This window comes from Micromonospora sp. NPDC050495 (assembly GCF_040655175.1).
Classification (GTDB): Bacteria; Actinomycetota; Actinomycetes; order Mycobacteriales; family Micromonosporaceae; genus Micromonospora.
In genome coordinates this window covers 102,498-115,235 of sequence record NZ_JBFAJK010000006.1, presented here as the reverse complement: position 1 = coordinate 115,235, position 12,738 = coordinate 102,498, and the positions used below count along the sequence as shown (strand labels likewise).

Annotated in this window: 14 protein-coding genes; 12 read left to right on the top strand and 2 right to left on the bottom strand. The window is 71.0% G+C overall.

Going from position 1 to position 12,738, the window contains the following annotated elements; all coding sequences use genetic code 11:
- Positions 1 to 11: 11 nt before the first annotated feature.
- Positions 12 to 731 carry a YoaK family protein gene (locus AB0I11_RS09790; RefSeq protein WP_357316245.1) on the bottom strand — a complete coding sequence of 240 codons (720 nt, stop codon included), beginning with the start codon at positions 729 to 731 and terminating at the stop codon, positions 12 to 14.
- 448 nt (positions 732 to 1,179) lie between these two features.
- Between AB0I11_RS09790 and AB0I11_RS09785 the strand changes: the two genes are divergently transcribed.
- From AB0I11_RS09785 to AB0I11_RS09730, 12 genes are all read left to right on the top strand, one after another.
- Complete coding sequence (locus AB0I11_RS09785) at positions 1,180 to 1,482, top strand: urease subunit gamma (RefSeq protein ID WP_357316242.1); 303 nt, start codon at positions 1,180 to 1,182, stop codon at positions 1,480 to 1,482.
- Between the two features lie 44 nt (positions 1,483 to 1,526).
- Positions 1,527 to 2,009, top strand: a complete 483-nt coding sequence (locus AB0I11_RS09780) for an urease subunit beta (protein ID WP_357316238.1) — start codon at positions 1,527 to 1,529, stop codon at positions 2,007 to 2,009.
- A gap of 40 nt (positions 2,010 to 2,049) precedes the next feature.
- Complete coding sequence (locus tag AB0I11_RS09775; RefSeq protein WP_357316235.1) at positions 2,050 to 3,768, top strand: urease subunit alpha; 1,719 nt, start codon at positions 2,050 to 2,052, stop codon at positions 3,766 to 3,768.
- A 57-nt stretch (positions 3,769 to 3,825) separates the two neighbouring features.
- Positions 3,826 to 4,389, top strand: coding sequence for an urease accessory protein UreE (gene ureE, locus AB0I11_RS09770; RefSeq protein WP_357316232.1), 564 nt, complete (start codon positions 3,826 to 3,828; stop codon positions 4,387 to 4,389).
- A 19-nt stretch (positions 4,390 to 4,408) separates the two neighbouring features.
- Positions 4,409 to 5,086 carry an urease accessory protein UreF gene (locus AB0I11_RS09765; RefSeq protein WP_357316591.1) on the top strand — a complete coding sequence of 226 codons (678 nt, stop codon included), beginning with the start codon at positions 4,409 to 4,411 and terminating at the stop codon, positions 5,084 to 5,086.
- 47 nt (positions 5,087 to 5,133) lie between these two features.
- Positions 5,134 to 5,763, top strand: a complete 630-nt coding sequence (gene ureG, locus AB0I11_RS09760; RefSeq protein ID WP_357316229.1) for an urease accessory protein UreG — start codon at positions 5,134 to 5,136, stop codon at positions 5,761 to 5,763.
- Positions 5,760 to 6,677 (top strand): urease accessory protein UreD, encoded by a 918-nt coding sequence (locus AB0I11_RS09755; protein ID WP_357316226.1) that lies wholly within the window; start codon positions 5,760 to 5,762, stop codon positions 6,675 to 6,677. The genes ureG and AB0I11_RS09755 overlap by 4 nt, the downstream gene beginning before the upstream one ends.
- Positions 6,678 to 6,693: 16 nt before the next feature.
- The gene (yut, locus tag AB0I11_RS09750; protein ID WP_357316221.1) at positions 6,694 to 7,740 is read left to right on the top strand and encodes an urea transporter; all 1,047 of its coding nucleotides are present in this window, start codon (positions 6,694 to 6,696) and stop codon (positions 7,738 to 7,740) included.
- A gap of 3 nt (positions 7,741 to 7,743) precedes the next feature.
- On the top strand, positions 7,744 to 9,393 hold the full coding sequence (locus AB0I11_RS09745) for an ammonium transporter (protein WP_357316218.1): 1,650 nt from the start codon (positions 7,744 to 7,746) through the stop codon (positions 9,391 to 9,393).
- Positions 9,394 to 9,450: 57 nt separating this feature from the next.
- Positions 9,451 to 9,801, top strand: a complete 351-nt coding sequence (locus AB0I11_RS09740; protein WP_357316215.1) for a DUF2203 domain-containing protein — start codon at positions 9,451 to 9,453, stop codon at positions 9,799 to 9,801.
- Between the two features lie 212 nt (positions 9,802 to 10,013).
- The gene (locus tag AB0I11_RS09735) at positions 10,014 to 10,496 is read left to right on the top strand and encodes a GNAT family N-acetyltransferase (protein ID WP_357316212.1); all 483 of its coding nucleotides are present in this window, start codon (positions 10,014 to 10,016) and stop codon (positions 10,494 to 10,496) included.
- Positions 10,497 to 11,167: 671 nt separating this feature from the next.
- Positions 11,168 to 11,971, top strand: coding sequence for an SGNH/GDSL hydrolase family protein (locus tag AB0I11_RS09730; RefSeq protein WP_357316208.1), 804 nt, complete (start codon positions 11,168 to 11,170; stop codon positions 11,969 to 11,971).
- 178 nt (positions 11,972 to 12,149) lie between these two features.
- On the opposite strand, the gene AB0I11_RS09725 is transcribed toward AB0I11_RS09730, so the two are convergent.
- Entirely contained in the window at positions 12,150 to 12,638 is a 489-nt protein-coding gene (locus tag AB0I11_RS09725) for a glutathione peroxidase (protein WP_357316205.1), read from the bottom strand.
- Between the last annotated feature and the right edge of the window lie 100 nt (positions 12,639 to 12,738).

Below are 12,738 nucleotides of genomic sequence, written 5' to 3'. Positions count from 1 at the left end.
CGGGCGGATGATCACGGGTGGTCGGCGTCCCGACGGACGATCAGGGTCAACGCGCCCAGCGCCAGCGCCCCCCAGAGCGGCACCCACCGCGGCTCCCGCTGGACCACGGTGCCGATCGCGCCCCCGGCGGCGTAGCTGGCGATGGCGAGCAGCCCGAGCAGGGTGCCGGTCCGGGCCCGCGCGCGCCCGGCGCCGCCGCCGACAAGCCAGGCGACCGCGTGCTCGCCGGTCTTCGCGGTCGTGCCCGACTGGTACGTGACGGAGGTGGCGATGCCGGCGGTGCGACTGAGCAGCGTCGTCAGGCTGCCCATGGCGAACGCCCCGGTCGCGGCGAGCACCGCGCGGGAGGTGGGGCCGGGCCGGCCGTGGGCGAGCAGCACGTTCAGCACCACCCAGAGCGCCATGGTGAGTTCGACGGCCACGATGTTGACCAGCGGCACCGGCCAGCGGGTCACCGTCTCCCGGAGCCGGTCCACGATGCCGGCGCCGAGGGCGAAGGCGACCAGCGAGGCCGCCGAGGCGGGCCAGCCCGGATGCGCCCCGGCGGGCCCGATGCCGAGGAAGACCGCGTTGCCGGACTGGTTCGCGACGAAGGCGCCGTAGCGGAGGAAGGCGAAGGCGTCCAGGGCGCCGGCGGTGCCGATGGCGAGCACCAGGGCCAGGATCGGGTGCCGGAATTCCCGGTAGGAGTCCGTCAGGTCGTCCCGGCGCGACGGCGACGAACGGTTCACGGGTTCCTCCGTTCGGGACCGGCGGCGCGGGGCGGCCCGGCGCCGACCCGTCGCCCGTGCGGAGTCGGAACGACCTGTCCGGGGCGAACCTTACATCCAGCCGTATACCGGTCTTTCCGGATATGCCATACGGGCGCGGGCGCGGGCGCGGGGCGCGGTGCGCGGGGCGCGGTGCGCGGTGCGCGGGGCGCGGTGCGCGGGGCGCACTCGCGGGTCCGAGCCCTCCAGCGGATCCATTCGGCCCTCGCGCGCCGGGTCGGACTCGGCGATCAGCCACTTATGGGGGATATCTGGGCAGGTAGCACGAAACTCCGCTAAAAGGCCCAAGTGCTCATACCGTGACTAGTTGACGGGCGGGTGAGGGGCGTTGCCGGCCACCGCCGGCCCCGTCCGTGCCGGGCCAGCCGGATGCGACCCGGATCAGCGACAGCACGCGAAGGACCACACAGTGCATCTCACGCCGAAGGAATTCGACAAGCTGACGATCCACACGTTGGCGATGGTGGCCAACTCGCGCCGGGCGCGCGGGGTCAAGCTCAACCACCCCGAGGCCGTGGCGGTCATCTGCGCGGCGGCCCTGGAGGGCGCCCGCGAGGGCAAGACCGTCGAAGAGGTCATGAACGACGCGCGCAACGTGCTCAAGGCCGACGACGTGATCCCCGGCGTGCCGGAGATGATCCCGATGCTTCAGGTCGAGGCGGTTTTCACCGACGGATCCCGGCTGATCACCGTCCACTCACCCATCCAGTAAGAGCAGCGACCGGAGGCGGCGGCCTCCGGCAGAGCGGGGGCGACATGGCGAAGCAACACCCGGGCCCGAACTCGAAGCACCTCCGGCCCATCGGCGGTTACAAACTCAGCGACCAGCCCCTGGAACTCAACGCCGGGCGGCCGGTGACCGAGGTGGTCGTGCAGAACACCGGCGACCGGCCCATCCAGGTCGGTTCCCACTTCCACTTCTTCGAGGCCAACCGCTTCCTCGAGTTCGACCGGCCGGCGGCGTTCGGCAAGCGGTTGAACATTCCCGCCACCACCTCGATCCGGTTCGAACCGGGCGACCGCAAGACCGTCCAACTTGTTCCCTACGGGGGGTCCCAGCGGGTGTACGGCTTCAACGGCCTGGTCCAGGGCTGGACCGGCGACGGGCCGATCCCGGGGTACCGACCGGACCGCGCCGAGGCGCTGCACGGCGCCGAGACGCGCGGCTTCAAGTCGACCGCGCCGCAGGAACAGAAGCAGCAGAAGCAGCAGCAGGAGCAGGGCAAGAGCAAGCAGTAGCCGGCAACTCGAAACGCGCCAGACCTGGAGCGAGAAACGCATGAGTCAGATCTCACGGCAGGAATATGCCGGAATGTACGGCCCGACCACGGGCGACCAGATCCGACTGGGTGACACCGACCTCTACATCGAGATCGAAAAGGACCTGCGCGTCCTGGGCGACGAGGTCATGTACGGCGGCGGCAAGACCCTGCGCGACGGCATGGGCAGTAACAGCCAGGCCACCAGCGCCGAGGGGGTGCTCGACCTGGTGATCACCAACGTCACCGTCGTCGACGCGCTGGTGGGCGTCATCAAGGCGGACGTCGGGATCAAGGACGGCCGGATCGCCGGGATCGGCAAGGCCGGCAACCCGAACATCATGGACGGGGTGACCCCCGGCATGGTGACCGGGGCGGGCACCGACGCGATCTCGGGCGAGCACCTGATCCTGACCGCCGGCGGCATCGACGCCCACGTCCACCTGGTCGCCCCGCAGCAGGTGTACGCGGCGCTCAGCAACGGCGTCACCACCCTCTGGGGCGGCGGCACCGGGCCCAGCGACAGCACCAACGGCGTCACCATCACCCCGGGCCCGTGGAACATCCACAACATGATGCGGGCCTTCGAGAACCTGCCGATCAACATCGGCCTGCTCGGCAAGGGCAACAGCAGCGGGCGAGCGCCGCTGGTGGAGCAGATCCTGGCCGGCGTGCCCAGCTTCAAGATCCACGAGGACTGGGGCGCGCCCCCCGCGGTGATCCGGAACTGCCTGGCCGTCGCCGACGAGTACGACGTCCAGGTCAGCATCCACACGGACACCCTCAACGAGAGCGGCTACATCGAGGACAGCATCGCCGCCTTCGAGGGCCGCACCATCCACACCTTCCACACCGAGGGCGCCGGTGGCGGCCACGCGCCGGACATCATCAAGGTCGCCGGCCAGATGAACGTGCTCCCCGCGTCGACGACGCCGACCGTGCCGTACGGCGTCAACAGCCAGTCCGAGCTGTACGACATGATCATGGTCTGCCACAACTTCAACCCGAAGGTGCCCTCCGACGTCGCCTTCGTGGAGAGCCGGATCCGCACCGAGACCATCGCCGCCGAGGACGTCCTGCTGGACGAGGGCGTGATCTCGATGATGCAGAGCGACTCCCAGGCCATGGGTCGGGTGGGGGAGACCTGGCTGCGGACGGTTCAACTCGCCGGGCAGATGAAGAACGCCCGGGGCAAGCTCGCCGAGGACGCGGACGGCAACGACAACTTCCGGGTCCTGCGCTACGTCGCCAAGATGACCATCAACCCGGCGATCACCCAGGGGGTCTCGCACGTCATCGGGTCGGTCACCCCCGGCAAGCTCGCCGACCTGGTGCTGTGGGAGCCCGCCTTCTTCGGGGTGAAGCCGAAGCTGGTGCTCAAGAGCGGGATGATCGCCTGGTCGATCATGGGTGACCCGAACGCGTCGCTGCCCACCCCGCAGCCGGTCTACTACCGCCCGTCCTTCGGCGCGACCGGCACGCAGGTGGCGAAGAACTGCGTGACGTTCGTGTCCCGCGCCGCCCACGAGGCCGGCATCGGCGAACAACTGGGCCTGCAGCGCCAGGTCATGCCGGTCTACGGCTGCCGCAACCTGACCAAGCGCGACATGGTGCGCAACGACCGTACGCCGAAGCTCGAGGTCGACCCGGAGACGTTCGCGGTGAAGATGGACGGCGTCCACGCGACCGTGCCGGCGGCCAAGAACCTGCCCCTCAGCCAGCTCTACTTCTTCAGCTGACCAGCGCCGCCCGCCCCCGGCCGGGCCGGCGGCGCGGAGCGTGTGAAAGGAGAACAGATGCTCGTCGAAACGGTACTGGGCAACGTGCAGGAGCTGGCCTGGACCGAGCGGCTGCGCGAGGCCAAGGTCGACGACCTGGTCCTCGACCAGTGGGACGCGCAGAAGAGCCGGCTGCGCCGGACGACCAGCCAGGGCACCGAGCTGGCGCTGTCGCTGGCGCGCGGCGTACGGCTGCGCGACGGCGACGTCCTCGCCTGGGACGAGCTCACCTCGACGGCGGTGGTGGCCCGGATCGCGCTCGGCGAGGTGATGGTCGTGCACCTGGACACGTTGCACGGCGAGTCCGTGGACATGGTGATCCGCTCGGCCGTCGAACTCGGGCACGCGATCGGCAACCAGCACTGGCCGGCCGTGGTGAAGGGCACGAAGATGTACGTCCCGCTCACCGTGGACCGCAAGGTCATGGACTCGGTGATGCGGACCCACGCGTTCACCGGCCTCACCCACGAGTTCATCGCCGGGACCGAGGTCATCGCCTACCTGGCGCCGCACGAGTCCCGGCGGCTGTTCGGCGGGGCGGATGCCACCCCGCACTCGCACCTGCCGGCCGACCTCAACTGAGGAGCGCGCCGTGTCCACCATGGCCGGGGCCTTGAAGCTGTTGCAGTTCGGCGACTCGGTCTTCCCGGTCGGCGCCTTTTCCTTCTCGAACGGGCTGGAGACGGCCGTCGAGCACGGAACCGTCCACGACCATGCCACCCTGCAGGAGTTCGTCCGTACGGTGACCCGGGTGGCCGCCACCGGCGACGGCGTCGCGCTGCTCGTCGCGCATCGCGGCGCCCGGGCGGGGGACCTGGACCGGATCCGGCAGGCGGACGAGGCCGTCCACCTGCGCAAGCTCAACGAAGAGACGCGCACCATGTCGGCCCGGATGGGGCGCAAGCTGGCCGAGGCCGCCAACCGGATCGTCGGCGAATCGCTGCTGAAGAAGCGCGCCGCCGAGACCGGCACCGGGGTGCCGGTGACGTACCCGGTGGCGCTCGGCGTGCTCTTCGCCGAACTCGGCATCGGTGAGGAGGACGCCTTCGCCGCCCACCAGTACGGCGCGGCCTCCATGGTGCTCGGCGCGGCGGTCCGGCTCATGCGGGTGGACCACCTGGACACGCAGTCGATCCTCTTCGCGGTCAACGAGAAGGTGCCCGAGGACTACCAGGAGTTGCGCACGGCGAGCCTCGACGACATGCAGGGCTTCGCCCCCCATCTCGACGTCCTGGCCGGCGCGCACCAGCACGCGCACGTACGGATGTTCATGAGCTGAGCGGAGGGCCAGTGGCCTCCGCCCACCGTCGAAGGGATTGATCACCAATGAAGTCAGCGAGTCGGATCGGCGTCGGCGGCCCGGTGGGCAGCGGCAAGACCGCGATCATCGAGGCCGTGGTGCCGCGCCTGGTCGAGCAGGGCCTGCGGGTGCTCGTGATCACGAATGACGTGGTCACCACCGAGGACGCCAAGCACGTCCGGCGGGCGTTGACCGGGGTCCTGGTCGAGGAGCGGATCGTCGGGGTGGAGACCGGCGCCTGCCCGCACACCGCGGTCCGCGAGGACCCGAGCATGAACCTGGCGGCGGTCGAGGACATGGAGGCCCGCTTCCCGGACAGCGACGTCGTGCTCATCGAGAGCGGCGGCGACAACCTCACGCTCACCTTCAGCCCGGCCCTCGTCGACTACTTCATCTACGTGATCGACGTGGCAGCCGGCGACAAGATCCCGCGCAAGAACGGCCCGGGCATCTCCAAGTCCGACATCCTCGTGATCAACAAGACCGACCTCGCCCCGTACGTCGACGCCGACCTCGACGTGATGGCCCGCGACGCGGAGCTGATGCGCGGCGGCAAGCCGTTCGTCTTCACCAACTGCAAGACCGGCGACGGCGTCGACGAACTGGTCGCCCTGGTCCGCCGCAACGCGCTCTTCGACGCCGAAGTGCCCGCATGACCTCTCTGGACACCGTCCGGGAGCTGGCCTCGTACCAGGACCAGCCGGCCCAGTTGCCCGCCGCGTCGAACGGCAAGGTCGGCGTGCTGCGGCTGGGTTTCCAGCGGCGCGGTGAGCGGACCATCCTCCGCGACGTCTACCGGCAGTCGCCGCTGCTGGTGCAGGGGGCGCTCTACTGGGACCAGGAGATGCCGGACCTGCCGTGCGTCATGATCCTGACCACCTCCGGGGGCGTGCTCCAGGGCGACCGGCTGCGAATGGACGTCGACCTGGGGCCCGGCGCGCAGGCCCACCTGGTCACCCAGGCCGCCACCAAGATCCAGGAGATGGACGCCAACTACGGCACCCAGAGCCAGAGCTTCACCCTGGCCGAGGACGCCTACCTGGAGTTCCTGCCCGAGCCGGTGATCCCGTTCCGGCGCAGCCGGTTCGTCTCCGACACCCGGGTACGGCTGCCGGAGAGCGCGACCATGCTCTACGCCGAGGTCCTCCAGCCCGGTCGCAAGTACTACCGCGACGGCGAGATCTTCGCGTACGACCTCTTCTCCGCCACGGTCCGGGCGGAGCGGCCCGACGGCCGGCGCCTGTTCGTGGAGAAGTTCGTGATCACTCCCGGCCGGTTCCCGGTCTCCCGGATCGGGATGATGGACCGCTTCCACGTCTACGGCACCGCCGTGCTGCTCACCGACCCGGACCGGGCCGCCCGGGTGTACGCCCGGACCGCGACGCCGGTGTGGGACGAGGTGACGCCGCTGGCCAGCGCCGTCAGCCGGCTGCCCAACGACGCCGGCCTGGTGTTCAAGGTGCTCGGCCAGGAGACCGAGCCGGTCCGGGCCGCGGTACGCGCGTTCTGCGTGGCCGCCCGCGAAGAGGTGACCGGCTGCACCTTCCCGCCGGTCTTCAGTTGGCGTTGAGACCGAGGGCATCGAGATGGCCGACATCGGACGAGGCTGGCACCACCTGGCCGACCGGAACCCACTGGTCGGATTCGTCGACGCCTGCCTGCGCGGCGCCGCACAGGTGGTGCTCCAGAACAACCCACTGAGCGGCCTGCTCATCCTCGCCGGACTCGCCTGGGGAGCGGTCGAGAGCGGGCAGCCCCGGGTCTTCGGCGGCGGCGTGCTCGGGCTGGTCGTGGGCACCGCGACCGCGTTGGCGCTCCGGGTCGACCTGGCCAGCTGGCGCAAGGGGCTGTTCGGCTTCAGCCCGCTGCTGACCGGGCTCGCGGTGCCGACGTTCCTCGACAAACGCCCGCTGATGTGGCTCTACCTCGTGCTCGGCGCGGCGGCGACCGTGGTGGTCACGCTCGCGCTGAACGCGGTCTTCAAACGCTGGAACCTGACCGCCTACACGTTCCCGTTCGTGCTCACCACCTGGTTCCTGCTGATGGCGGCGTACCAGTTCGACCGCTTCACCGTGCTGACGAAGCTGACCCCGAAGTTCCCCGGCGAGGGGTCGTCGACCGGCGGCACCTTCGACTGGGGGCTGGTGCCGAGCTTCCTGCACGGCGTGTCCCAGATCTACCTGATCGAGAGCTGGGTCACCGGCCTGCTCATCCTCGTCGCCCTGCTGATCAACTCCCGGTGGTCGGCGCTGTTCGCGGTCATCGGCAGCGTCGGCGCGACCCTGCTGGCGCTCTGGTTCGGCGCCGACGGCGCGTCGCTGGACAAGGGGCTGTTCGCCTTCAACGCGGTGCTGACCGCGATCGTGGTGGGTGCGGTGGCCCACCGCCCCGGCCCGCTGGCGGCGGTCTACACCCTGTTCGGCATCGCGCTGACGCTGGTCGTGCAGATGGCGCTGACCACCATGCTCACCCCGCTGGGCATCCCGGTGCTGACCGGACCGTTCAACATCGCCACCTGGCTGTTGCTGCTGCCCGACCGGCACTTCGCGCCGGTGCCCAACCACGAACGGGTCAAGGACACCGTCGTGTCCGCCGTCCGGCACTCCGTCGAGCGCCCGGGAAGAGAGGGGTAGTTGGTGTCCACTCTGAGCGCGGGTGACACGGCCTGGGTGCTGGTCTGCGCCGGCCTGGTCCTGTTCATGACGCCCGGCCTCGCCGCCTTCTACGGCGGCATGGTCCGTACCCGCAACGTCCTCGCCATGCTGCAACAGAACATGATCGCGCTGGGTGTGGTGAGCCTGACCTGGGTGCTGGTCGGCTACACCATCGCCTTCGGCGACGACGCCGGCAGCGGCCTCTTCGGCAACCTGGAGCTGTTCGGCCTGACCGGCCTGAAGGTGCCGCCCGCCCCCAACCTGCACGTGGTCGACGGGCGCATCACCATCCCGACGCTGGCGTTCGTGGCGTTCCAGATGATGTTCGCGGTGATCACGCCCGCGCTGGTCACCGGCGCCACCGCGGGCCGGCTGAGGTTCGCCGGCTGGGTGCTGTTCCTCGCCGTCTGGTCCATCGTGGTGTACGCGCCGGTGGCGCACTGGCTCTGGCACCCGGACGGCTGGCTGGCCCGGTTCGGCACCCAGGACTGGGCCGGCGGCCTGGTCGTCCACGCCAGCGCCGGCGCCGCCGTCCTGGCCGTGCTGCTGGTCGTCGGCCGGCGGCGGGACTGGCCGCACACCGCGGCACCGCCCAACTCGATCCCGCTGACCATCGTCGGGGCGGGCATCCTCTGGTTCGGCTGGTTCGGGTTCAACGGCGGCGACGGCCTCCAGGCCAACGGGGTGGCCGCCCAGGCCCTGATCAACACCCACCTCGCCGCGGCCGCCGCCATGCTCGTCTGGCTGGCGCTGGAACGGGTCACCGACGGGCACAGCACCGTCGTCGGTGGAGTCTCCGGCGCCGTCGCCGGTCTCGCCACGGTCACCCCGACCGCCGGCTACGTCAACGTGCTCTCCGCCGTCGCGATCGGCGCGCTCGCCGGCCTGGTCTGCCACCTCGCGCTGAAGCTGAAGTACCTGCTGCGCCTGGACGACGCGCTGGACGTGCTCGCCGTGCACTTCGTCGGCGGCATGCTCGGCACCCTGCTGCTCGGGTTCTTCGGCAACAGCGGGGTGAACCCGCTCGGCAAGGACGGCCTGCTCCTCGGTGGCGGCGGATCCCTGCTCTGGCACCAGATCGTCGGCGTCGTGTGCGTGGTGGCGTTCTCCTTCGTACTGACCTGGCTGATCGCCGCCGCGATCCAGGCGCTGGTCGGGCTCCGCGCGCCCGCCGACACCCAGGAGCGCCTGGACCAGGCCCAGCAGGGCGCCGACGCGTACCACCTGGGCGGGGTGACCAGCCTGGTCGCACCCGGCGGCCCGCAGCGGCGGCCCGGGACCGGCGCCGGCCGGGCCGGCCCACCGGCCCCACCCCAGCCCGGGGCCCGGACCAGGCTGGTCAGCGCGCTGCTGGAGCCGAACCGGGTGACGAACACCGGCGAACTGCGCGACGCCCTGCTGCGCGCCGGGGCGATCTCGGTCATCGTCACCGACACCGCCGCCGCCACGAGCGAACCGGAGCGCCGCCTGCTTCCGCGCGGGTACTGGCAGGAGCAACCCCTGCTGGCCCGGCTACAGGTCACCGTGCTGGTCGGCAGCGACGCCGTACGCGGCGTGCTGGACGAACTCGAACGGCTCGGCGCCGGCCGCGCGGAAACCTACGTGCAGGAGGCGGAACGGATGCCGTCCTGACGGTCGACCCGGTGCCGCCGGCGGAGCCGACCACCCGGCGTGCCGCATACTGGCGCGGTGTTCACACTCGCCCAGGCGCGACACCTGGTGGCCACCCTGCGGCCGCGCGTCGAGGAGCTGATCCGGCTCCGCGCCGACCTCGCCGAACTCCGCGCCGACCTCGCCGACCACGGGGTCAGCGTGCTCGGCGGCCGGGCCGAGGTGAAGGCGATCGAGGCGCGGCTGCACGCGGTGCTGGAGGAGCTGCACCAGCACGGCATCCAGGTCAAGGGGATCGCGCCGCTGCTGCTGGACTTCCCCGGCGAGCGGGCCGGCCGGGCGGTGCTCTGGTGCTGGCTGGAGGGGGACGAGGACGTCCGCTGGTACCACCGCGCCGAGTGTGGCTTCGCCGGCCGCCGCCCAATCTGACCTGCCGTCCCGTCCGCTCCGTGGGCGTGACGCGGCGGTCGCTCGGTCTTGATCTGCCGTGCCGCCTGCCGTCCCGCCCGCTCCGTGGGCGTGGCGCGGCGTCGCCCGCTCTGCCTGCCGTGCCGCCTGCTCCGTGGGCGTGGCGCGCCCGCTCTGCCTGCTGCCCCGCCCGCCTCGTGGGCGTGGCGCGGCCGGTGGCTATCGTGCGGTCCATGGTCGACGCTCGCCGGGCCACCCCTGAGGACGCCACGGAACTGGTTCGCCTGCGCGGGCTGATGCTCGCCGCGATGGCCGGCTCGGACCCGGAGCCGGGTCCATGGCAGGACCTGACCCGGGACAACCTGCGAGACTGGCTGGCCGGGCCGGAACCGTGGCTGGCCGCGTTCGTCGTCGACGCGCCGGCGGGTGGGCTGGCGGCCTGCGCCGTGGGCACGATCGAGCGCCGGCTCGGCGGACCAGCCAACCCGAGCGGCCTCTGCGGGTACGTCTTCAACGTCAGCACCGATCCCGCCCACCGCCGGCGCGGCCACTCCCGGGCCTGCATGACCGCCCTGCTGAACTGGTTCCGGGAACGGGGCGTGCGCAAGATCGACCTGCGGGCGTCGGAGGCAGGGCGGCCGCTCTACCGCTCGCTCGGCTTCCGGGAGACCGCCGAGCCGACGATGCGGCTCACCGCCCCGGCCGACCGGGCCTGACCCACCGGGACGCGCCGGGAGTCGTGGTCCGCCGTGCGTGACACCCCGACTTGCCGTGGACGGTGGCTTCGGCTGCGCGTGACACCCCGAATTGCCGCGACCGGTGGTGTCTGCCGCGGGCGAGACCCCGACATGCCGCGAGTGGGGCGGCGGCTGCGCGTGACACGCCGACTTGCCGTGGACCGTGGCTTCGGCTGCGGGTGAGACGCCGACTTGTGGTCTCGGCTGCGGGTGAGACGCCGACTTGCCGTGGACTGTGGCTTCGGCTGTGCGTGACACCCCGACTTGCCGCGACCCGTGGTGTCTGCCGCGGGTGACACCCCGACATGCCGCGAGTGGGGCGTCTGCCGTGCGTGACACCCCGACCTGCCGCGAACTGGGGTGTCGGCGTTCGTGAGACCCCGAGATGCCGCGAACTGGGGCGTCCGGCGCGCGTGAGACGCCGACATGCCGCGAAGCGGCGTCCGCCGGCGGGGGACCGCGCACGAAGGACGGGCGATCAGTAACGGACAGTAGTGGCGGAATCCTTCACCGCGTAGCTGCGAGCCGGCAGAGGTTTGTATCCATTAGTATCTATCGGCATCCTCCGCGAATCAATGATCTTCCCCAGCTCCCGATCTTATTGATATCTATCTCGCACCACCACTTCCTCCACCCCCCAGGAGTGCGACGTGCGGAGATCCCGTCTTGCCACCCTCGCCCTGACCCTGGCCTCGTCCCTCGGGGCCGTCCTGACGCTGGCCGCCCCGGCGCAGGCCGCCGCTACCGACCGGTACGTCGCGCTCGGCGACTCGTACGCCTCGGGCGTCGGCGCCGACAGCTACACCTCCGAGAGCGGGTCCTGCATGCGCAGCACCAACGCGTATCCCGCGCTCTACAACACCAACATCAAGCCCGCCTCGTACCGCTCGGTGGCCTGCTCGGGCGCCACCACGGCCACCGTCATCAACAGTCAGCTCGCCGCGCTCTCCTCGACCACCACGTTGGTCAGCGTGACGGTGGGTGGCAACGACGTCGGCTTCTCCAGCATCATGAGCACCTGCGTGCTGCAGGGGGAGAGCCAGTGCGTGTCGGCCGTGCAGGCGGCCGAGAACAAGGCTCGGACCGAGCTGCCGGGCAAGCTCGCCAACGTCTACAACGGCATCCGGAGCCGGTCGCCCTCGGCCCGGGTGGTGGTCGTCGGCTACCCGGTCTTCTACCAGCTCGGCACGGTCTGCGTCGGGCTCAGCGCGACCTCCCGCGCGAAGATCAACGAGGGCATCAACCTGGTCGACGACATCACCCGGTCGGCGGCCAGCGCGGCCGGCTTCACGTTCGCCGACGTGCGCTCGATCTTCATCGGTCACCAGTTGTGCAGCTACGGGGAGAAGTGGCTGCACGCGTTGAACTACCTCAACCTCACCGTCTCGTACCACCCGACGGCGGCGGGCCAGTCCGGCGGCTACTACCCGGTCTTCCGCTCCGCGGCGGGCTGATCCGGTCACCGGTCCGCGTCGCCCGCGCGGACCGGTGACCGGCGGGCCCGGGGCGCGACCGCGTCCCGGGCCCGCACCCCGTGGGGATCTTCTCGGCCCAGGTCACCATCTCGGCGTGGGGCTGACACCCGGCCGGCCCGGTCGCCGCTGGCCAGGCTGCACTCGCCGGTGGGAGGACTCAGCCGGGCAGCACCTTCTCGATCGCCGCGCGCAGCTCGGGGGAGTCCGGGGTGACCTGCGGGGCGAACCGGTCCGCCACGCTGCCGTCCGGCGCCACCAGGAACTTCTCGAAGTTCCACCGGATGTCCCCGGTGTGTCCCTCGGCGTCCGGGGTGGACACCAGTTCGGCGTAGAGCGGGTGGCGGTCCGGCCCGTTGACGTCGACCTTCTCCGTCAGCGGGAAGGTGACCCCGTAGTTGACCTGGCAGAACTCCTCGATCTCGGCCGCCGTGCCCGGCTCCTGGCCGGCGAACTGGTTGCACGGCACCCCGAGCACGGTCAGTCCCCGCTCGGCGTAGGTGTCGGCGAGGGCCTGCAGTCCGGCGTACTGCGGGGTCAGCCCGCACCGGGAGGCCACGTTGACCACCAGCAGGGCGCGGCCCCGGTAGCGCGCGAGGTCGGCCGGGCCCCCGCCCAGGGCATCGATCTTCACGTCGAAAACGCTCATGCGCCGAGGCTACGCGCACCCGCCGGGCCGGCCCGGCGGCGGCGCGAGGGATCGAAGCATCTACATCTTGACGAAGTGATGACGGCGTGAGTAGCGTCTC

Coding starts and splice junctions, on each gene's coding strand:
- AB0I11_RS09780 (WP_357316238.1), top strand. CDS start 1,527: ATGGCGAAGCAACACCCGGGCCCGAACTCGAAGCACCTCCGGCCCATC.
- AB0I11_RS09775 (WP_357316235.1), top strand. CDS start 2,050: ATGAGTCAGATCTCACGGCAGGAATATGCCGGAATGTACGGCCCGACC.
- ureE (WP_357316232.1), top strand. CDS start 3,826: ATGCTCGTCGAAACGGTACTGGGCAACGTGCAGGAGCTGGCCTGGACC.
- AB0I11_RS09765 (WP_357316591.1), top strand. CDS start 4,409: ATGGCCGGGGCCTTGAAGCTGTTGCAGTTCGGCGACTCGGTCTTCCCG.
- ureG (WP_357316229.1), top strand. CDS start 5,134: ATGAAGTCAGCGAGTCGGATCGGCGTCGGCGGCCCGGTGGGCAGCGGC.
- AB0I11_RS09755 (WP_357316226.1), top strand. CDS start 5,760: ATGACCTCTCTGGACACCGTCCGGGAGCTGGCCTCGTACCAGGACCAG.
- yut (WP_357316221.1), top strand. CDS start 6,694: ATGGCCGACATCGGACGAGGCTGGCACCACCTGGCCGACCGGAACCCA.
- AB0I11_RS09735 (WP_357316212.1), top strand. CDS start 10,014: ATGGTCGACGCTCGCCGGGCCACCCCTGAGGACGCCACGGAACTGGTT.
- AB0I11_RS09725 (WP_357316205.1), bottom strand. CDS start 12,638: ATGAGCGTTTTCGACGTGAAGATCGATGCCCTGGGCGGGGGCCCGGCC.